Consider the following 20,954-nt stretch of genomic DNA (forward strand, 5'->3'; position numbering starts at 1 on the left):
GTTTATTTCTGTATACGCCTAATTATTATTATGGATTATATCTTATGAATTAAAGTAAGTTAATTTTACTCTCCTTTTACTTCTATTTTTTTCTCATATTTAAGCTCTTCTTTCTTTGGAAGAATCACTATCAATACTCCATTATTCAAATTAGCCTGAATGTTTTCTACATCAATACCTTTTGTACTGATATTAAAACTTTGTTCATAGCTTGAAACAACTTCTTCTTTTGACTCTCCGTTTTCTGCTTTAACCATTTTTTTACGTTTTGCAGAAATAGAAAGTATATTTTCTTTTATTCCTATTTCCAAATCTTCTTTTTTAACACCCGGCATATCCATTTCTATGCAGTAGCTTTTTTCATCTTCTTCTATCCTATAATCAGGAAATCTGTTTTCATAATCTCTATAGCGGTTTAATGCATTATTATATCTATTAGCATTTGAAAAAATTGAATGTAAAGTTGGTACAAATATTCTTCTTGACATATGAACTCCTATTATATATAAAAATTACTCGCTTAAGGGCTCTGTTTGCTTCGCCAACAGACGCTCGTAATTTTTATTTGGCTTTTTCTTTATATACTAAAAATTTTTAAGTTTGTCAAAAATTAGTTTTTATGTTTTTAATATTTTCGGGGACTAGCCCCCGAACCCCCACTTCTTTTGGTGACCCAAAGAAGCAAAAGGACTGCATTTTTACTAAAATATAGCTATTGTAATACATTTTATTAATACTCAATAATACTTTATATTATTTACATTTATAAATAACTAAAATTTTACAAACTATATTTGTTTAGGTATATATAAAATTACTTTATATAACTATCTATTTTATTTAGTTTTATTACAAAATTATTAACTTATTTACTTTCTTAAACTGTCAGTGATAATTTTTTAGCTTATCACTGAACAATTTATACTTTTTAATTATTCTATATTTATCTTTTTCTCAAATTTAAGTTCTTCTTTCTTTGGAAGAATTACTTTAAGAACTCCGTTATTCAAGTTAGCTTCAATATTTTCTACATCAATACCTTTTGTACTGATATTAAAACTTTGTTCATAGCTTGAAACAACCTCTTCTTTTGATTCTCCGTTTTCTGATTTTTTTACTTTTTTACGTTTAGCTGATATAGAAAGTATATTCTCTTTTATACCTATATCCAAATCTTCTTTTTTTACGCCCGGCATATCCATTTCTATGCAGTAGCTTTTTTCATCTTCTTCTATATTGTAGTGAGGCATTTTTTTTATTTCATCACTAGCATATAAGTTATTAAACGCATTATCAAAACCTCTGAAATCATCTAAAACAGAATGTAAAGCAGGTAAAAATATTCTTCTATCCATAATTAAAACTCCTTTTATATTAATTAACTTTTATATTTCTTAAATCTTATATTAAAGCCTTTATCTTAGCTTTAAGCAGCTTTAATATTTGCTACACTATTATATATGCAAGAATTATGCCAATTATTTTTAAAATATTGTATATTATTTATACATTTATGGTAGGGTTTTATTTGAAAACATTATATAAAGATAAATATATGTTTAATTTTTATACTTAATTTATAATGGTTTTGTATATGAATTATACTAATTTTTTAAAGTGATATTATAAATGTATAACTTTAATAATAGGCAGTTAAAACAAAAATGCTCTAACTGCCTAATGATATTTATTTTTTATACTATTTTTATATAAACAAATAATAAAGCGGAGATTCTTCTTTTACAAAAGGCTTTAACTCATTAAAATCAAAACTTATCTCTGTTATTCCAGTAGAATACGGAGCTATATCATAAGCCTGCCATACGAAGTTAATTGAATTAGGAAGTATTCTAAATGTTGAACTTTCTAATGTTATGGCATTAAAATCAAAGTAATCTTCTTTAGTGCTTCCAGTCTTTAATATTTTTTCTCTCATTAATGATATTAAATTAGGATTATTAAAATCACTTATTAGATCTCTTATAGTAATGAGATTAGAACTCTCCAAAGAAAAAACTTCCTGAATATTTGCTGTATTGCCATGAGCTCCTCCTGTATACATAGAAGAATAATTATCAAGTGCTATTACTCTGCTGTCTATATAACCTACATTAACAGTATTATCTATTTCATAAGTTATATTGCTTGAACCTACATATAATAAAGCTTTCCATTCATTATAATAATTATCACATTCTTCTTCTATGTACATTATAGAATTATCAATATTTAATGTTTCATTTTCATTATTTTTACTGAATGAAAATGAAGTTCTATGATATGAAAATATAGAATTACTTATAATATCATTTTTGTAATAATCTATAATATTAGCATAATATACTGGCAGATTTCTATTAAGAGAAAACTCCATATCTTTAACTTCATTACTTTCATCATATTTTATTTCCGCACTAAAAACTATATCATCGCTCAATACACCATTTATAGTGGCATGCATATTATTATTTTCATCTACTTCCTGCATGTTTAATTTATTATTATTAATACTTCCAGTAATTAATGCCTTTTTATTTTTTGTATAATAATATCCGCTTATACTGTTTTTATTACTATTAACATACAAATACATAGAAGCCTTTTCTCCCGATATATTACCGCTAAGCATATAGAACTTTGATTCTTCTATAGAGGAGCCATTTTTAATATCAGCATTATTATTAGATGAAGATGCATTTTTACCACATGAAACTATAATTATTATTAATAAGAAAATATATACAAACCTTTTTAACATAAAAAATACCTTCTATTTTTTTACTATAACTTTAAATATATAAATAAAAGACAAATAATCAATAAAGTTATTAAAATTATTATAAATAATTGACTTTTTATAGGATTAATAATATCATTAAAAAATATAAATTTCTTCTAAAAAAGAGGCTAAAATGGATAAAGAAAGAATAGAAAATGTAGAGTTAATACTATCTCACCCAGATAATTTGAATATAAAATGGACAGGTCAAAGCGATTTGGTAAGACAGATAATGGCAGCTTGGCATGTAATCTCAGAAGATGATATACCGCTCAATCCTAGAATAGTAGGCAAACCTGGTGCTGGAAAAACTACACTTTCATACTATGCCGCTAAAGAGCTTCTAAAAAGAGATGTTTATATATTTCAATGTACTGTTGATACAAGACCAGAAGATTTGATAGTAATACCTGTAATATCTGAAAATAATAAAATTAATTATCATGCCTCAAGTTTGGTAACAGCTATGATTAAAGGCGGAGTTGCCATACTAGATGAAGGAAACAGAATGAGCGAAAAAACTTGGGCTTCTCTTGCTCCGCTTCTTGATGACAGAAGATATGTAGAAAGCGTAATAGCTGGTATAAAAATAAAAGCTCACCCTGATTTTAGAATAATAGTTACTATGAATGATGATGCCAGTACATTTGAACTTCCAGAATATATACATTCGCGTCTTCAGCCTACTATAGAACTTCCTTTCCCTGATGTTAAAGAAGAGTATGATATACTAAGAATGAATCTTCCTTTTGCTGATGATGAAATATTAAAAATTACTGTAGGATTTCTTCAAAAATCGCATATACATAATGCTTCTTTCTCTGTAAGAGATGGCATTAATATGGCTAGATATGCTATGAAACTATATAAAAGCAATATCGCCTCAAGCCGAGATACAGCATTTTTAATAGCTTTAAAATCTGTACTTGGAACTGAAGGACTTAGAATACTTAGTCTTAATATAGATGACGAGAATAATGCAAGCACAAGATAATAGACTTGTTTCAAAACTACTTGACAACATTAAATATAAAATTATTTAATTTTTTAAATTAAAAACATAATGTTTTACATGTTGTATAAACTATCGTTTGGTATATAAACATGCAGTCTTTTTGCTTCTTTGGGTCACCAAAAGAAGTGGGGTCTGGGGCAAAGCCCCAGTTATAAAAATAAAAATACAAAAATTGAAATAGTATAAATATTTCTTAATTGAGTTTTGAAACAAGTCTATTTAAGCTAGAAAATGCAGTTCTTTTGGTTCTCGCCAAAGGCGGGCTGTGCCTTATACCACACCGAAGGCGGACAGCGTCACAAAAGAACTGGGGTTACCGAAGGTACGCAGAGCGGGCACGCTGTGTACTTCGTAAGGGCAAAGCCCCAACTATAATGAAAAATATTAAATAAAAATTTATGAATATTAACAAATTTAGTTTTGAAACAAATCTAATATTTTATAGTTTCTTCTATTATATTTATTACAATGTATTTATCTATTATGATCTATGATATTATGTCTGTAAAGCTATTTTAATTGTAAACCTTTTACAGTTTTAAAGTTGACAATTATTTTCTATATGATATCATACTATATATGAAAGGAAATATTAAAGAAAATATTATATCAATACTAGAATCAAATAAAGGTATTTTTATATCTGGAGAGAAATTAGCAGACGATTTGAATGTAAGCAGAGCAGCTGTATGGAAAGCGATAAAATCATTAAAAAATGAAGGCTATAATATTAATTCGGTAAAAAATAAGGGATATTCTCTCTCAAAAGAAACTGACATTATCTCATCAAATATAATAAAAAATAATATGCTTAAATATAATGATAAGTTTAATTTTTTTATATATAAAACAGTAGAGTCAACTAATATAATAGCCAGAGAACTTGCAGCTAAAGGGAGAGAAAGCGGTACAGTAGTAATTGCAGAAGAACAGACAGAAGGATATGGAAGAAACGGTAAATCTTTTTTCTCGCCTTATGGTACTGGAATATATATGAGTATAATACTCAATTTAAAAAAAGATAAAAAAATATTTAAAAGCTCATTTATTACCACAGCAGCAGCTATGGCAGTATCAAAATCAATAGAAGAGATAACAAATAAAAATACGCATATAAAATGGGTTAATGATGTATTTATTAATGATAAAAAAGTATGCGGAATACTTACAGAAGGAGCTTTCAGCTTTGAAGACAGAAAACTTGATTATGCTGTTATAGGTATTGGAATAAATGTTAATTTTCCAAAAAAAGGTTTTCCTAAAGAGATTAATGATACAGCAGATTCCATTAATTCTAACAATTCAAATTCTGATATAAGAAATATTTTAATAGCTAGAATATTAGAAAATTTATGGGACTACTATTTTAATAATATATCATTCTATGATGAATATAAAAAGCGTTCTTTTTTAATAGGAAAAAAAGTTTCTATTAATATAGATAATAAAGAAAATATAATAAATGTATTAGATATAGATGAAAACTTTGCTTTAGTGGCAGAGTTTGAAGACGGAAGAATAGATAAACTTACATCTGGAAGTATTAATTACAGAATTTCATAAAAAACTGGAGGATAAATGAGTAATATTGAAGCAATTATAAAAGAAGAAATAAATATTGAAGAATTAAAACTAAAAATTATAAACGGATATAATATAACAAAGGAAGAGGCATTAAAATTAGTAGACTCTCCATTAGAAGATTTATGCAAAGCGGCTGATAATATAAGAAAACATTTCTGTTCTAATGTATTTGATATGTGCTCTATAATAAATGCTAAAAGCGGAAAATGTTCTGAAAACTGCAAGTTCTGTGCACAGTCAGCTCATTATGATACAAAATGCGAAGAGTATAATATTTTAGATAAAGATAAGATATTAGAACAAGGTAAAAACGATTTTGATAAAGGCGTTTTAAGATACTCTATAGTAACATCAGGCAGAGCATTATATGGAAAAGAGATTGATGAAGTATATAATGCAATAGAAACTCTTAATAAAGAAACTGACGGATATGTATGTGCATCTTTAGGACTTTTAGATGAAGAAGGATTTAAAAAAATGAAAGAGGCTGGACTTAGAAGAGTGCATAATAATTTGGAAGCATCAAGAAACTTCTTTGCTAATGTTTGTACTACTCATAGTTATGATGATAAAATAAATGCAATAAAGGCAGCACAAAAAGCTGGAATGGTTGTATGCAGCGGGGGCATTATGGGTATGGGAGAGACTTGGGAAGATAGAATTGATATGGCATTAGAATTAAGAGAGCTTGGCATAATGTCTATTCCTGTTAATATGCTTAATCCTATAGCAAGTACTCCTTTTGAAAATATTACTCCTCTTACTTTAGATGACATGAGAAGAATAGTAGCTATATACAGATTTATTAACCCAAAAGCATTTATAAGACTTGCAGGAGGAAGAGGACTTTTAGAAGATAAGGGAAGATCCTGCTTTATCTCTGGAGCTAATGCCGCTATAACTGGAGATATGCTCACCACTGCGGGTATTTCTATAGAAACAGATAAAAAAATGGCTGAAGAGTTAGGATATAAAATAGAATTAACAGAAGATTAAAAAGGAGTTAGTACAATGGCTAAAGCACTTTTTATAACAGCTACTGGCACTGATATAGGTAAAACTTATGTATCAGCACTTATATGCAAACAGATGAAAGAAGAAGGATTTGATATAGGATATTATAAAGCGGCTTTAAGCGGAAGTAATGATATAACAGATAGCGATGCTTGGTACGTAAAAGAGAGAGCCAATTTAACAGATTCTTATGAAGAGATGGTTTCATATACCTATAAGCATGCATATTCTCCTCATTTGGCTGCACAAATAGAAGGCAATCCTCCAGACATGAAAGTTATAAAAAAGGCTTATAAAAATATTTCAAAAAATCATGAATATATGATAGTAGAGGGAAGCGGCGGTATAATATGTCCTATAAGATATGATGATGATAAAAAAATATTTTTAGAAGATATTATAAAAGAGCTTGACTTACCATGTTTAATAGTAGCAGATGCTGGTCTTGGTACAATTAATTCTGCAGTTCTTACTATAGAATATATGAAAAGTAAAAAAATAAAAATTAAAGGCATTATATTAAACAGATTTGAAGAAGCAAATGTTATGCATGAAGATAATAAAGAAATGATAGAAAAAATTACAAATATAAAGACTGTTGGTATTATTGATTCTGTAAATAACATGGAATTAAAGGCTGATAATATTCACTCACTTTTTGAATAATTATTAATTGTAATAATTATTTTTATATATTCTTTTTGCTTTTCTCCCTATTAGCAAAAAGAGTGTGCGGGAATATTTTTTACTTCCCGCATATTATATAAAACAAAGGCTTATTTATGACATTAGAAGAAAAAGATTTAAAATATATTTGGCACCCTTGCTCACAGATGAAAGATTATGAGGAGCTTCCTCCTATAATAATAGATAAAGGAAAGGGAATATATCTTTATGATAAAAACGGCAAAGAATATATTGACATTGTAAGTTCTTGGTGGTGCAATTTACTTGGGCATTGCAATGAAACAATAAATGCTTCTATAAAATCACAGCTTGATAGATTAGAGCATGTAATATTTGCAAACTTCTCGCATGAAACTGCTATTAAACTCTGCGAAGAGCTTGTAAAAATACTTCCTAAAGGACTTACTAAATTTAATTTTTCAGATAACGGCTCATCATCAGTAGAAGCTGCTTTAAAAATGGCTTTTCAGTATCAGCATCAGATAGGCAATAGTAAAAAAATAAAGTTTATGTGCTTTACTGATGGATATCATGGTGAAACTATAGGGGCATTATCCGTTGGAAGTTTGGACTTATATGCAAAAATATACAAGCCTATGCTTATGGAAACTATACATATAGAAGCTCCAGACTGCTATAGATGCAAATATAATCAAAACAGAGAAACCTGCAAATGCGAATGCTTTTTAGATGCCGAAAAAAAATTTGAAAAACATGCTGATGAAACTTGTGCTGTTATAATAGAACCTTTGCTTCAGGCTTCTGCTGGAATGAGAATATATCCTCCGCTTTATTTAAAAAAGTTAAGAGAGCTTTGCGATAGATATAATGTAATTTTTATTGCTGATGAGATAGCAACCAATTTTGGACGCACTGGAAAGATGTTTGCCTGCGGCCATGCTAATATAAGCCCAGATATAATGTGCGTTTCAAAAGGTTTAACTGGTGGCTACATGCCAATGGCTATAACAATCACTACAGATAAAATATACAATGCCTTTTATGCTGACTATAATGAAGGCAAGGCCTTTATGCATAGCCATACTTACAGCGGAAATCCTCTCGGCTGTTCTGCTGCTTTGGCTGTACAAAAAGTTTTAAGAGAAGATGATATTCTAAATAAGGCACAAATAAGAGCAAAATATTTAAATAATAAATTAAAAGAAAAATTATTAAATCACCCAAATATAGGAGAGATTAGAAATATAGGACTTATAAATGCAATGGAATTAGTTACTGATAAAAATACAAAGGAAGGTTTTGACTCTAAACTTAGAATGGGTTATCAAATATATAAAAAAGCACTTCAAAGAGGATTATTATTAAGACCTTTGGGTAATGTTATATATTTTAATCCGCCTCTTATAATTAATGAAGAAGAGATAGATAAGGCTGTTGATTTGTGTGTAAAATCTATAAGTGATATTTTAGGTTAAAAAATACAATTTTATTTAACATCTTAGTATATACTAAAAATTTTTAAGTTTGTTAAAAATTAGTTTTTTAAATTTATTGTTTGTGGTGGATTTGCCCCCACCCCCCCAGTTCTTTTGTGACGCTGTCCGCCTTCGGTGTGGCACATACGAAGTACGCCTGCGGCGAGAACCAAAAAGACTGCATTTTTACTAAAACATAGGTATTTATCAACCTATTTTATTAATAACAATTTATACTATTTAGAAATTATTATTACATTTATAAATAACTGAGAAATTTGACAAACTACATTTGTTTAGGTATATACTAAAAAATAATAAGTATATCTTTTATAAAAAATTATAACTTCAAAAGGAAAATACATGCTAAAAAAAATAATTACTCTCAATCTATTAATACTTTCAATAATATCATGTTCAAAAGTTTCAAAAAAAGAAATTAATACAAATAATGATATAGTGATAAATCTAGCCCCAGAGCCATTAACTATTGACCCAACTTTAAATACAGACAATCTTACTATGATATACATTCTACATGCTTTTGAAGGGCTTACAAAAAAAGATGCAGATAATAAAATAATAGGCGGAGCTTCAGAAAGCTGGGATATTAACAGTAAAGGAAATATTTATACTTTTCATATAAGAACTAATGCTAAATGGAGCGATGGAAAAAGTGTTACAGCTAAAGATTTTGTTTATACTTGGAGGCGTGCCGTTGATCCTAAAACTGCCAATAAATACAGCTATTATTTTGAAGTGATAAAAAATGCCAAAGAAGTAATAAGCGGTGAAAAAACTATAGAAGAACTTGGGGTTAAAGCAATAGATGATTATACTTTTGAAGTAGAGTTAAACAGTCCTACTGCGTACTTTTTAGAGCTTACAGCCTATCCTCCTTTCTATCCAGTGCGTGAAGATATAATAAATAAATACGGCGATGAATGGACATTAAAGCCTGAAAGCTATATTGGTAACGGTGCTTTTAAGGTGACAGAGAGAAACTTTGATAAAAGCATAATACTAGAGAGAAATACCAATTACTGGAATAATGAAAATATAAAACCTAATAAATTAACTTTTCTTTTGATGGAAGAGCCTAATACTTCTCTTGCTGGTGTTCTTAATGGTTCTATTCATTTCGCTAAGCCTTTTCCAAGAAATGATATAGAAACTTTAAATAAAAAGGGAATAGTTCATATTGTACCAGTAGCAGCTTCATACTACTATAGATTTAATTTAAATAACAAAGAAGTTTTAAAAGACAACAGAGTAAGGCGTGCATTATCTTTGGCTATAGACAGAGATTATATAGTAAAATCAATAACAAAATGCGGTGAGCGTCCTGCTGGAAGTTTAGTTCCTTATGGTATTAATGATGTAGACGGAGATTTTAGAGAAAATGGCGGAGATAATATAAACATTGATGATTATAAAAAAAATGTTGAAGAAGCAAGAAAATTATTATCAGAAGCGGGATATGAAAACGGCAAAAACTTCCCTGTACTTGATTTGCTTATAGCGACAAGGGAGTTTGATGTAAATATAGCAGATGCCGTGCAGAACATGATTAAAGATGCACTTAATATTGATGTGAGAATAGTAAAACATGAATGGGCTTCTTATCTTCAGAATATGTATAACAAAGATTTTGATATGGCAGTTTATTTATGGTATGCTGATTATAATGATTCTATTAATTTTTTGAATATTTTTAAAAGTGATGCTCCGAATAATTATGGCTCTTATTCAAATAATGCTTTTGATGAATACATTGATATAGCTTCTACAAATAAGAATAATGATATAAGAATGCATGCACTTCATTTGTCAGAAGATATTTTTATAAAAGATAATGCTGTAATACCAATATATTTTTACTCTGAAGCATTACTTGTATCACCAAAATTAAAAGGTGTAGAATATGATTCACAAGGGCTTTACAGATTTTTTAATGCTTATTTAGAATAATTTTTATAATACACATTTAACTTATACCTAAACAAATATAGTTTGTCAAATTTTAGTTATTTATGAATGCAATTATAATTTATTTATATTTTTGTCAATCCATAAAAGATGTTTTAGATTATAGTGAATTACTTATTTGAATGATAATAGGTAATCAGCCAAACATATCGTTCACATTTGATAAGAATAAATAATACCATGTGTGAAGGTGTCTATTAAGCGTCCCAACGAAGATGAGGTAGGGCTTACGATTGATAAACTATATTTTTTATGTATATAACTGATAATTATTCATCATCAAATATCGGTTTTTGAATGATTTGTATTGATTTATTAGCCTTATCAGCTTTTCCGAAATATGCATGAACAAAAGGAATAGAGACTATATTTCCATTTTCAGCTAGTTTTATTTCAAAGACATAATTAGAAGGGATAGAGTATACATCTGTTATTTCACCGTACATGTTGTTATCATTGTCTATTATTTTATAACCCATTAATTCAGCTTCATAAAATGTGTCATTGTCAAGCTCGGGAAGATTTAGAGAATCAATAAATATATCAAGACCTATTAACTTTTTAGCTTTTTCTAAAGTATCAATATCTTTCAGGGCGAGTACAAAAGATTTATTTTTTTTCTTGACATTTGTAACGGTAAAAGTTTGGCCGTTAATAATGATAGATGTATTTTTATTTAAAACAGGAAGAGAGGTGAAATAACCTTTATCGGAAAAAGTCATTTCAACCTCTCCTTTTAAACCATGTATGCCTGTAATTTTTGCGTAAAAAATAATCAATTGTCAATAATCTCAAGCATTACACGTTTACCACTTTTCATGGAAGCTGCAAAAAGAATAGTACGTAATGCATGAGCAATACGACCTCTTTTACCTATAATTTTACCTATGTCGCTTTGGTTCACTTTCAATTCCAGAATCGTACTCTTCTCACCCTCAATAACCTTAACACTCACACCTTCAGGCTCATCCACCAATTTTTTAGCCAAATACTCAATAAGCTCTTTTTCTTCCGTCATAGCACACTCCTTTATATATTATAAGACGTAAATTAAGCTTCGCTTTTCTCCTCAGCAGATTCAGGCTTAGCTTGTTTACGATGTTTGCGTCTTTTTTCAGGATTTTTTAATGCTCTTTTTTTCTTGCGTTCAAGCGGAGCACCTTTATCTTTTTCCATAAGACCTTCTTTAACAAGAATACTTTTTACTACATAAGTTGGCTGTGCACCGTTAGAAAGCCATTTTTTTAAGCCTTCTACATTTAACTTATACAATACATCTTTAGCTTTAGGGTTAAACCAACCTAGCTCTTCAATAAAACGACCATCGCGTGGGAAACGAGCATCTGCTGCTACAATACGATAATGAGGCTCATGTTTGCGACCTATACGTTTTAATCTTAATTTTACCACCTTTATTTTCCTCCAAGTTTATTACATTAATTTGTTTAAATCATCTATAGACATACCCATACCCTCTAGGGACTTTGCGAGCTTATCCATCTTTTTAGTACTGCCCATCATGTTTTTCATCATAGTAAATTGTTTTATTAACTGATTTACATCATAAACACTTTGACCGCTTCCTTTGGATATTCTCATTTTTCTTGAATTATTCAAAGGAAATAGGGCTAATCTTTCTTTTTTGGTCATTGACTGTATAATAGCTTTATATTTCTTAAACTTCTCTTCTTCACGGCTTAAAAGCTCTGTATCAATATTAGCCATACCAGGTATCATAGAAGTCATTTTACTGATACCGCCCATTTTAGTAGTAGCTTCTATTTGTTTTAAGAAATCATTATAATCGAAGTTATTTTCTATAACTTTTTGAAGCATCTCTTTAGCTTCTTTTTCACTTATAGCGGCACGGGCTTTTTCTACAAGTTTTACAATATCGCCCATACCAAGTATCTGACCTGCAACTCTTTTTGCATCAAATACATCTATATCATCTATATGTTCACCCACGCCAACAAATTTAACTGGGGAGCCTGTAGCGTATTTTAATGATAATGCGGCACCGCCTCTTACCCCAGAGTCGAATTTTGTAAGTATTACGCCATTTATGCCTATGTTGCTTTGGAAACTTTTAGCCACATCATAAACACTCTGACCTGCAGTAGAGTCCACAACCAATAATTTTTCAGTAACATCGGCTGAGTTTACAACGCGTCTAAGCTCCATCATCATATCTTCATCTATTTCCAAACGGCCTGCAGTATCAACTAATATCATGTTGTACTGTTCTTTTTTGGCTATAGCAAGAGCTTTTTTGAGTATTTTATATGCTTTTTTCTCTTTAGTGTCTATATGATATGGAACTCCTACTTCTCTAGCAAGTACGGCAAGCTGTTCCATAGCGGCAGGTCTATGTACGTCAAGACCAACCATCATAACGCGTCTTTTATCTTTATAGTATTTTGCTAATTTGGCTGTTGTAGTAGTTTTACCAGAACCTTGTAAACCGAATAATAATGTGATAGTAGTTTTTTCTACAGGTTCTAATTTAAGACCGCTTTCGCCTTCGCCTATCATATTAACCAATGTATCATGAACATCGGCTATAAATTGATTGGCAGGTTCCACGCCTTCTATTTTTTCTTTTCCTATAGCTCTGTTTGTAGCTTCTTCTAGGAATTTGTTAGCTGCTTCTAAAGATACATCTGCTGATAATAGTGCCTCTTTTATAGTAATAAGGCTGTCAGTTATATCTTTATCTGTTAGCACTTTTTTGCCGTGTATTTTAGAGAATACATTAGATATAGATTTCGTTAAATTATCAAACACTAAAATTAACCTTAAATAAACATATTACTTCCAATACCATATTATACATAATATCTTTAAAAAGTCAATATTTAGAGTGCTTTAACAAAAAATAATATATACTGAAACGATTTTATTTTATTAATTTGTATATTTTATAGATGTATTATAAACTTTTTTGATGTATAAAAAGTTTTAAAATATAAAAATACTGCTATTTTATAATTTAGGTTATGTATTAAATGTAAGATAATATTAGTTTTTTACTAAAAAATGTAGTCTTTCGACTTACTACATTATTCTGCAGCGTACAAAAGAAACTGTGTGTGGTATGACTGTATGCTTAGAAGCAAAGTCCATATATAAAATACAAAATTAATTATGAAACATATACTATTTACCGCTGCCGCCTGTCATGCCTTTTACTAGGAATTTTCTAAATATTATAGCGAGCAATGCAGGAGGAAATATGGCTAGAAGTCCTGCTGCAGTTGTTATGCCGTACTGTATAGTATCTTTGGATACAAATTCTGAGGCAACTATTGATATGGGCTTTGTAGCAGCCGAGCTTGCCAAAATAAGCGGTATCTGAAACTGTCCCCAAGACATTAGAAATACAAGAAGAAATGCTGATAATATAATAGGTGCTGATATTGGGATCATTACTCTAAAGAGAACATCTATTTCATTGCAGCCGTCTATGTAAGATGCCTCTTCTATTTCTACTGGTATGGTTTCAAAATAATTAGATATTAACCAAGTATTAATCGGCAGAAATGAAGTTACATATACTAAAGATAATGCAAATAAATTATCAAGCAATGACATTAATGAAAACATTCTATAAAGCGGTATTATAGTTGTAAATGCAGGTATTGCCATAGATATAAGTATCAAAGTTTTTACTATGTTTCTGCCTTTAAACTTCATCTTCGATACAGCATATGCACACATAATCGAAAAAGGAAGACATAAAAATATTGTTATAAAAGCTGTTTTTACAGAATTAATTACTCCTATGAAAAACATTTTAGATTGTCTTGAAGAGGCTGTGAAAATTTTTATATAATTATCCATTGTAGGTTCTTTAGGCAAAAAATAAGAAGTGTTTTTAAACATCTCATATTCTGGCGTAAAGCTCACAATTACAGCCCAAGCTATAGGACCCAAAATTATTAATACAAAAAATATTACAGATATATAATATAAAAAATTTATTCTTTTATTTTTTTTATTGTTCATAAATATTTATGTCTTATTTTTTCCTTAAATATAATATTAATTATTAAAATGTTTTATAAATAGTCAATTTTCTTAGACATAGATTTTATATATAATATCCCTAAAGTACCCGATACTATCATAACTAAATATGTTAATGCACTTCCTCTTCCGAAATCAAGAAAAGAAAATGTAGTCATATAGTCTTCAAGAAGTATAGTTTTTCCCAAATTGCTGTAACCTGAAATAGTTATAACCTCATCAAAAACATTTATTGCTGATATGGATGTGAAAGTTATAATAATACCCAAAGCAGGTACTAAAAGAGGTAAGGTTACTCTTGTAAACATTTGGAATTTATTTGCCCCGTCAATACTAGCCGCATCATAAAGTACATCAGGTATAGCACGCATAGATGATAGAAGAACAATAGAACAAAATGGTATATTTCTCCAAGCAACAACTATTGCTATAATAAGCATTAATGAATATCTATTAGATAAATACTGTATAGGCTCATCTATAATATTTAAATTATATAAAATCTTATTAAGAAATCCATATCCGGGATAGAATATCCATTTCCAAAGTATACCATTAACCACTGGAGGTAAAGCCCAAGGTATAACAGCTATAGCCATGAGTATATTTTTTAATCTGCTCTCAAAATTAAGTATACTTGCAAATAAAAGTCCTAATAATACGCATATTATAACTACTATAACCATTATTATTATACTGTTTTGAAGCGAATACCAAAAATCAAATGATTTTAATGTATATATATAATTATCAAAACCTATAAATGCCGTATCTTTCGGAGCTGTTAATTTCATTTTTCGTAAACTATAAAAGAATGTAACTATTATAGGATACAAAACAAAAACTGCCATAATTACAACAGCAGGCAGTATTAATATATAAGGCAATACTTTATTCTTTTTCATAATCCAAAAATATTTTGTAACTTCTTATTAAAATATAACTAAAGTATTAAAATTTGTCAAATTAGATTTGTTTTAAAATTATTTCAATGTTTATTTTAGTAATAAATATGCTTAAATAATAGACTTGTTTCAAAAGTACTTGACAAACAATTTTGTAAGTTTGTCATTTTATGCTAAATTAAATAATATTAATTATAATTTAATTAAATGTTTTATATGTTGTATAAACTGTATGTTTAAGCTCCAAAATGCAGTTCTTTTGGTTCTTTTATACCAATAAAAGAACTGGAGTTGCCGAAGGCACGCAGAGCGGGGGCAAAGCCCCTTTAAAAATATTAAATAAAATTTAAATTTAGTTTTGAAACAAGTCTAATATATCAAAACTATTCATATATTTTAAAAATATCTTAAATTAAAAATATTCATTTTTCGACAAAATATAATAGTTAGTTTTCCTTTATTAATTTTATTCAAAAATATTATCAAATAAAATTAATATTTATTAATCAAAATTTGCTGTCTCTAAGCATATAGTTAAACTGATTTCTTGTATAAACTTTTATTTTATTATTATGCATAGCATAACTTCTGGCACTGCTTGTAAGTTCTACAGGAAGTATAAGTATTCCGTTTTTTGCTCCAGCCTCATTAATAAGAAGTATAAAATCTCTTATAATAAGCTCGCCAACTTCTGTATTTTTCCATCTTTTAAAAGATATTAATGTTAAATCTTTTTTATTTTTATTTGAAGCAAATGCCAAGTAATTAACTTCATCTCCATAATCATAATCTATTAAATGATCATTATATTCCTGTACAGCAGAATACATAAGTTTTTTTTGTATTATATCTTGGCATATACTCTTAAAAGATGCTAAAGTTATATCATATATTTTATCCACTTTTTTTAGTATAACACTTTCTGACGAAGCATTATTTTCATTTATACCGCATTCTAATAATATTTTTTCTATATCCATAGTTTTTTCAAGCTGAGCAAAATCCAGTATACTGTCAATATTATTAAAACTGCTTTCCCATAATTTTACACTGTTTTCCCAAATATCTATATACTGCTTATCAACATACTTTTCATAATTTTCATTTTTATATTTTTCATCATCTTCAATCTGCATATTATTTCTTAATTTCTGAAGCTGCTGTGAAGCTTTTGAAATTTCAAATAAATATTTAAAAATTCCGTCTAAATCATACATATCAAACTCAGGAGCATTAAAAAGTCTTATATGCTCAAAATAGCTTATAGCACTATTAACATCTTTGATAAAATAATTATAAAAAGCAAAATCAAGTATAATAGCTATTTCATCTTTTTTTATTTCATTAATTTTATACTGTGCGGAAAGTTTATTATAAAGCTCTATAAACTCATCAGTATCATCAGATTTATATAATATGTATAAATATATTCTGTTTATATAAAATTTATATTTTAGGTTAGTATTTATAGACCTTAAAGACAAAATAGACTCAGCAAAGCTTTTAGCAGTATTTATTTCATCGGTGGCTATGTATAATGATATTAATATTTTTTCAACCAATGTCATATCATCATAATCTTCTTCTATATTTGATATATTTCTGCTTAATCTCTTATGAAGCTCTTCAAGCATAGTAATAATTTTTTTATAATCCTGTGTCATAAAATAACATATTGCCGCTGTTTTTAATTCATCTATTTCGAAGTCACTTTTATTATTAAGTACTCTGTTAAAATATTCGCATGCTAATTTATATGCTCCTTCTTTTCCAAGTATAACAGCTGCTTTTAGAGAATAATAACTATTACTTGGCTCTAATTGTGCTATTTTTAAAATACATTTGATACTTTCTTCTTTTTTATCTATTCTTTCATATAACCCCTCTAACTTTTTATATATATTTATCTCTTCTCCTTCAAAGTATTTTAAATCCATTAATTTTTGATATTTTTCTACAGCATTTTCTATGAAATTATACTGTTCCTCCAAAACGGCAAGTTCATATATAGAATTATAATCTTTAGGATTGGCATCAATTTTTCTTTGAAGTTCGTCCATTTTCTTTTTTATATTTTTAGGTTTATAATAACTGTTAGCTGATGATATACTTCTTACAAATAAAATAATTCCTATTACTATTAATATAGATACTGGAACTATCAATATATACATATATAGATTAAACATAATTTTTATCTTCCTAAAATCAGAATTATATTATAACTATTTTAAGATTGAAAATAAATTAATACAACATGGTTATTATAAAAAAATAAAAAATTATATAAAATTGCTGCTCAAAAAACTTATTTTATCTTTATGTTTAGAATGTATTTTTGAACTTTGGATAAGTTTTACAGGCTAATAATTAAATTTTTTGCTTCTGATCCATTAAGCACTATAGAAATATATCGATATAAACAGACTGCCAATCCTTTTACTTCTCTTAAAATATATTCTTTCATTTTTTATAATTTCGTAAATCTATTGACATTAATACATAATAGTATATATTCTATTGAAAATTTCACTCATTACAAATTATAGGAGTAAAAACATGAAAAAAATATTATTTTTATCCGCTGTCATTTTGATATCAGCATTTTTTGCTGTTTCCTGCGGAGGTCAGAAAAGCTCTTCAGAAAACTCAATAACAGTAATGGTTCCAGACTGGGCGGTACCTTCTGATGAAATGCTTAATGCATTTAAAAATGAAACTGGAATAACTGTTAATATGAATGTTATGGCTTGGGAAAATATAAGAGATAAAATATCAATAGCGGCTGCTGGAGGAGCTGCTGCTGCTGATGTTGTAGAAGTAGACTGGTCTTGGGTAGGAGAATTTAACAGTGCAGATTGGCTTGAACCTATAGAATTAAGCCAAGAAGAAATTAATGCTATGCCTTCTATACAGCCTTTTATAATAGATGGTAAAGTTTTAGCTCTTCCTTATGCTAATGATTTCCGTTTGGCTTATTATAATAAAAAACATTTTGAAGAAGCTGGCATTACTGAAGCTCCAAAATCTTGGGACGATGTTTATAATGCTTTAATAGCTATAAAAAATGCAGGTGTAACTAAATATCCTTTTTCTATGCCTTTAAATGCTGATGAATCTTGCACTACTTCATTAATATGGATGGCATATTCAAAATACGGAGTAGTATTCAATGAAGATGGCACTTTAAATAAAGATGCTGTACTTGGATCATTAGAGTTTATAAACAAAATGGCTAATATTGATAACTTGATTGATCCTGCTTGTAAAACTTCTACAGGTATGGACGCTTATAGAAGAATCAATTCTGGAGAGGCTAGTTTTATAGTAGGGCCTACTTCTTTTGTAAGCAGAGTACAAGATCCTAATGAATCTCAAGTGGTAGGAGATGTTATACCTATACTTCTTCCGGGTGCTGAAGGTCCTTCTCCAAAAACTTTTGCTTTACCTGAAGGTGTAGGCGTAATAAAATTATCTAAAAACAAAGAAGCTGCAATGAAATTTGTAAAATGGTTTAATTCTCCAGAGATACAAAAACAATTAAACTATGTACAAAATACTATGCCTACAAGAACTTCAGTTATGGAAGAGCTTATTAATGAAGGCAAATTAAAAAACACTGGTGCTTTGCTTGAAGAGTCTACTTTGATATCAAGCCCATTCCCAAAAGGTGTTCCTAGCTATTATTCTGAAATGACTACTGCTATATTTAATGCTGTTAATGAAATGGTTTTAGGAGCAAAAACTCCTGAAGAAGCATTTAATGCTATGGATACAAAAATTAAAGAATTAGTTTCAAGATAATTTTATTAAGATTTAATAATATTAGGGCATTGCTTTTTTAAGTGATGCCTTTATTTTTTATATATTACTAATTATAATTTTATATTTTTGCAAATCTATACTGAAAATTTTTAAGTTTGTCAATTTTTTGTTGTTCTTTTTCCCGCCTTCGCTCTGCGGGCTTCGCCAAAAGAACCATACGAAGTACGCCTACAGCGAAAGTGCAAGTGTAAAAAATTAGTACTAAATCATACTAAAGTTGTGTTACATGTAAGATAGTTTTAGTAAATTAAAGCCCAAATGTATCCTTTCGCGTCTGCGGGCTGTGCCTGCTTCTTTGTGGCACGCCACGGGCGGACAGCGTCCAAAAGAAGTAGGGTCTGGGGCAAAGCCCCAGATATCAAAACAAAAATATAACTTTACTTTTAACAAAATATAATTGTTTAGGTATAATTATTATTTATTAATAACATAAAACATTTTGTATAAATAACTATAAGCTGTATACCATGCTGCAAATGTGCTTATTATTGGGTGATTACTCTTTCATTTGGTTGTGTATGTTATTTGATTGAATATACAATAGAGGCATATCTGAACGAATATTATGGGAAACTTACAGTTGACAAACTTAAAAATTTTTATATCTACTGCAATAAAAAAGAACAGAGTGTTAAATATATTATACTCTGTTCTTTTATTTTAATGTTTTATATTTCTATTAATCGTCCCATTCCTGACCTAATAGCTGACCAGATTTATCAATGTATAATTCCATCATATTATTCATTTTTACTTTATATACATTATAGTGTTCCATCTCTACTGCCCAAATTTGAGCCTGAGGATATGTTCTTCTAGCTGTAGCAAGTACTGCCTGAGGAACCTGATTAAGAGGTACATACCAATCAGCAAATAAAGCTGAAGTACTTAAAACTGTTAAAGCTGCTAATAAACAAAGTATTTTTTTCATATTTTTTCTCCTTTTTTAATTAAATTATTTTTTATAAAATTATAAATTAATCGTCCCATTTTTGACCTAATAACTGTCCGTTGTTGTCTATATATAATTCCATCATATTATTTAATTTTATTTCAAATGTAGTGAATTGTTTTTCTATTTTTACTATGGCAGCATTAGGATAAGTTCTTTTTACTGTATTCATAACGTTAGCTGGAAGTATAGTAGCAGGCATATTTCCGTAGCATTTAACTTCTTTCCAATCGCCGTTAGGGAAGAAATCTATTTGTGTTCCGTTTTCTAAATATACTTCAATATCGTCCCAATCTCTTTCTATAAAAGTTACTTTTACATTAGCAAAATGCTGTTTGATAAAGTTTTGAGCATTTTGAGGTATAGATGATAATTGAACTCCATATCCATATTGTGCGTTATTTTGACCTTGCTGAGCATAAGGATCTTGATAATTATTTTGAGGGTCTGGCTGTACTTGAGGCTGACCATAAGGGTCTTGATATCCTCCTTGACCGCCTTGCTGACCATAAGGATCCTGATATCCTCCCTGCTGATTATCATAGTATCCATTGTACTGAGCAAATAATGAACCTGTACATATTGCTAAAACAAAAAGTATTGATAATGATTTTTTTATTGTAGTCATAAAAACTAGCCCCTTTATTAATTGTTTCATTTGTAAAGACATGTTGCTTACTGGTAAATTATCTTTACATTATAATTATAGTATATTTATTAAATAATGTCAATTAAATTT

At 28.7% G+C, this 20,954-nt stretch carries 19 protein-coding genes; 7 read left to right on the forward strand and 12 right to left on the reverse strand.

Going from position 1 to position 20,954, the window contains the following annotated elements; genetic code table 11:
* Positions 1-65 precede the first annotated feature (65 nt).
* The 3 genes from F811_RS0110815 to F811_RS0110825 form a co-directional block, all read right to left on the reverse strand.
* Positions 66-488, reverse strand: coding sequence for an Hsp20/alpha crystallin family protein (locus F811_RS0110815; RefSeq protein WP_020005260.1), 423 nt, complete (start codon positions 486-488; stop codon positions 66-68).
* A 444-nt stretch (positions 489-932) separates the two neighbouring features.
* Complete coding sequence (locus F811_RS0110820; protein ID WP_020005261.1) at positions 933-1,355, reverse strand: Hsp20/alpha crystallin family protein; 423 nt, start codon at positions 1,353-1,355, stop codon at positions 933-935.
* 350 nt (positions 1,356-1,705) lie between these two features.
* Complete coding sequence (locus F811_RS0110825; protein ID WP_020005262.1) at positions 1,706-2,758, reverse strand: DUF3298 and DUF4163 domain-containing protein; 1,053 nt, start codon at positions 2,756-2,758, stop codon at positions 1,706-1,708.
* Between the two features lie 154 nt (positions 2,759-2,912).
* Between F811_RS0110825 and F811_RS0110830 the strand changes: the two genes are divergently transcribed.
* From F811_RS0110830 to F811_RS0110855, 6 genes are all read left to right on the forward strand, one after another.
* Positions 2,913-3,773, forward strand: coding sequence for an AAA family ATPase (locus F811_RS0110830; RefSeq protein WP_020005263.1), 861 nt, complete (start codon positions 2,913-2,915; stop codon positions 3,771-3,773).
* A gap of 600 nt (positions 3,774-4,373) precedes the next feature.
* Positions 4,374-5,357 (forward strand): biotin--[acetyl-CoA-carboxylase] ligase, encoded by a 984-nt coding sequence (locus tag F811_RS0110835; protein ID WP_020005264.1) that lies wholly within the window; start codon positions 4,374-4,376, stop codon positions 5,355-5,357.
* A gap of 15 nt (positions 5,358-5,372) precedes the next feature.
* A complete protein-coding gene (gene bioB / locus F811_RS0110840; RefSeq protein WP_020005265.1) occupies positions 5,373-6,374 on the forward strand; it encodes a biotin synthase BioB in 1,002 nt (333 codons plus the stop codon).
* A gap of 15 nt (positions 6,375-6,389) precedes the next feature.
* Complete coding sequence (bioD, locus tag F811_RS0110845; RefSeq protein ID WP_020005266.1) at positions 6,390-7,058, forward strand: dethiobiotin synthase; 669 nt, start codon at positions 6,390-6,392, stop codon at positions 7,056-7,058.
* Between the two features lie 116 nt (positions 7,059-7,174).
* A complete protein-coding gene (gene bioA, locus F811_RS0110850) occupies positions 7,175-8,515 on the forward strand; it encodes an adenosylmethionine--8-amino-7-oxononanoate transaminase (RefSeq protein ID WP_020005267.1) in 1,341 nt (446 codons plus the stop codon).
* Between the two features lie 363 nt (positions 8,516-8,878).
* Positions 8,879-10,486 (forward strand): peptide ABC transporter substrate-binding protein, encoded by a 1,608-nt coding sequence (locus tag F811_RS0110855; protein ID WP_020005268.1) that lies wholly within the window; start codon positions 8,879-8,881, stop codon positions 10,484-10,486.
* A gap of 287 nt (positions 10,487-10,773) precedes the next feature.
* Here the strand turns inward: F811_RS0110855 and rimM are convergent, their stop codons facing one another.
* The 7 genes from rimM to F811_RS0110890 all read right to left on the reverse strand — a co-directional run bounded on the left by rimM (position 10,774) and on the right by F811_RS0110890 (position 17,627).
* Positions 10,774-11,283 carry a ribosome maturation factor RimM gene (rimM, locus tag F811_RS0110860; protein ID WP_026364426.1) on the reverse strand — a complete coding sequence of 170 codons (510 nt, stop codon included), beginning with the start codon at positions 11,281-11,283 and terminating at the stop codon, positions 10,774-10,776.
* A complete protein-coding gene (locus tag F811_RS0110865; RefSeq protein WP_008726607.1) occupies positions 11,280-11,522 on the reverse strand; it encodes a KH domain-containing protein in 243 nt (80 codons plus the stop codon). The genes rimM and F811_RS0110865 overlap by 4 nt, the downstream gene beginning before the upstream one ends.
* Positions 11,523-11,554: 32 nt before the next feature.
* On the reverse strand, positions 11,555-11,914 hold the full coding sequence (rpsP, locus tag F811_RS0110870) for a 30S ribosomal protein S16 (protein WP_013113612.1): 360 nt from the start codon (positions 11,912-11,914) through the stop codon (positions 11,555-11,557).
* 21 nt (positions 11,915-11,935) lie between these two features.
* Positions 11,936-13,291 carry a signal recognition particle protein gene (ffh, locus tag F811_RS0110875; RefSeq protein WP_020005270.1) on the reverse strand — a complete coding sequence of 452 codons (1,356 nt, stop codon included), beginning with the start codon at positions 13,289-13,291 and terminating at the stop codon, positions 11,936-11,938.
* A gap of 372 nt (positions 13,292-13,663) precedes the next feature.
* The gene (locus F811_RS0110880; protein WP_020005271.1) at positions 13,664-14,512 is read right to left on the reverse strand and encodes a carbohydrate ABC transporter permease; all 849 of its coding nucleotides are present in this window, start codon (positions 14,510-14,512) and stop codon (positions 13,664-13,666) included.
* A gap of 53 nt (positions 14,513-14,565) precedes the next feature.
* Positions 14,566-15,438 carry a carbohydrate ABC transporter permease gene (locus tag F811_RS0110885; RefSeq protein WP_020005272.1) on the reverse strand — a complete coding sequence of 291 codons (873 nt, stop codon included), beginning with the start codon at positions 15,436-15,438 and terminating at the stop codon, positions 14,566-14,568.
* Between the two features lie 506 nt (positions 15,439-15,944).
* Positions 15,945-17,627: a restriction endonuclease gene (locus F811_RS0110890; protein WP_020005273.1), complete on the reverse strand. Its 1,683-nt coding sequence runs from the start codon at positions 17,625-17,627 to the stop codon at positions 15,945-15,947.
* A 370-nt stretch (positions 17,628-17,997) separates the two neighbouring features.
* Here F811_RS0110890 and F811_RS0110895 point away from each other — a divergent pair, with 370 nt between their 5' ends.
* Positions 17,998-19,242: an ABC transporter substrate-binding protein gene (locus F811_RS0110895; protein ID WP_020005274.1), complete on the forward strand. Its 1,245-nt coding sequence runs from the start codon at positions 17,998-18,000 to the stop codon at positions 19,240-19,242.
* 700 nt (positions 19,243-19,942) lie between these two features.
* Here F811_RS0110895 and F811_RS0110905 read toward each other — a convergent pair.
* Both F811_RS0110905 and F811_RS0110910 read right to left on the reverse strand, forming a co-directional pair.
* Positions 19,943-20,194: a PepSY-like domain-containing protein gene (locus F811_RS0110905; protein WP_020005276.1), complete on the reverse strand. Its 252-nt coding sequence runs from the start codon at positions 20,192-20,194 to the stop codon at positions 19,943-19,945.
* Positions 20,195-20,240: 46 nt separating this feature from the next.
* Positions 20,241-20,843, reverse strand: a complete 603-nt coding sequence (locus F811_RS0110910; RefSeq protein ID WP_026364428.1) for a PepSY-like domain-containing protein — start codon at positions 20,841-20,843, stop codon at positions 20,241-20,243.
* Positions 20,844-20,954 lie beyond the last annotated feature (111 nt).

Source organism: Brachyspira innocens ATCC 29796, assembly GCF_000384655.1.
In the GTDB taxonomy this organism is placed as follows: domain Bacteria; phylum Spirochaetota; class Brachyspiria; order Brachyspirales; family Brachyspiraceae; genus Brachyspira; species Brachyspira innocens.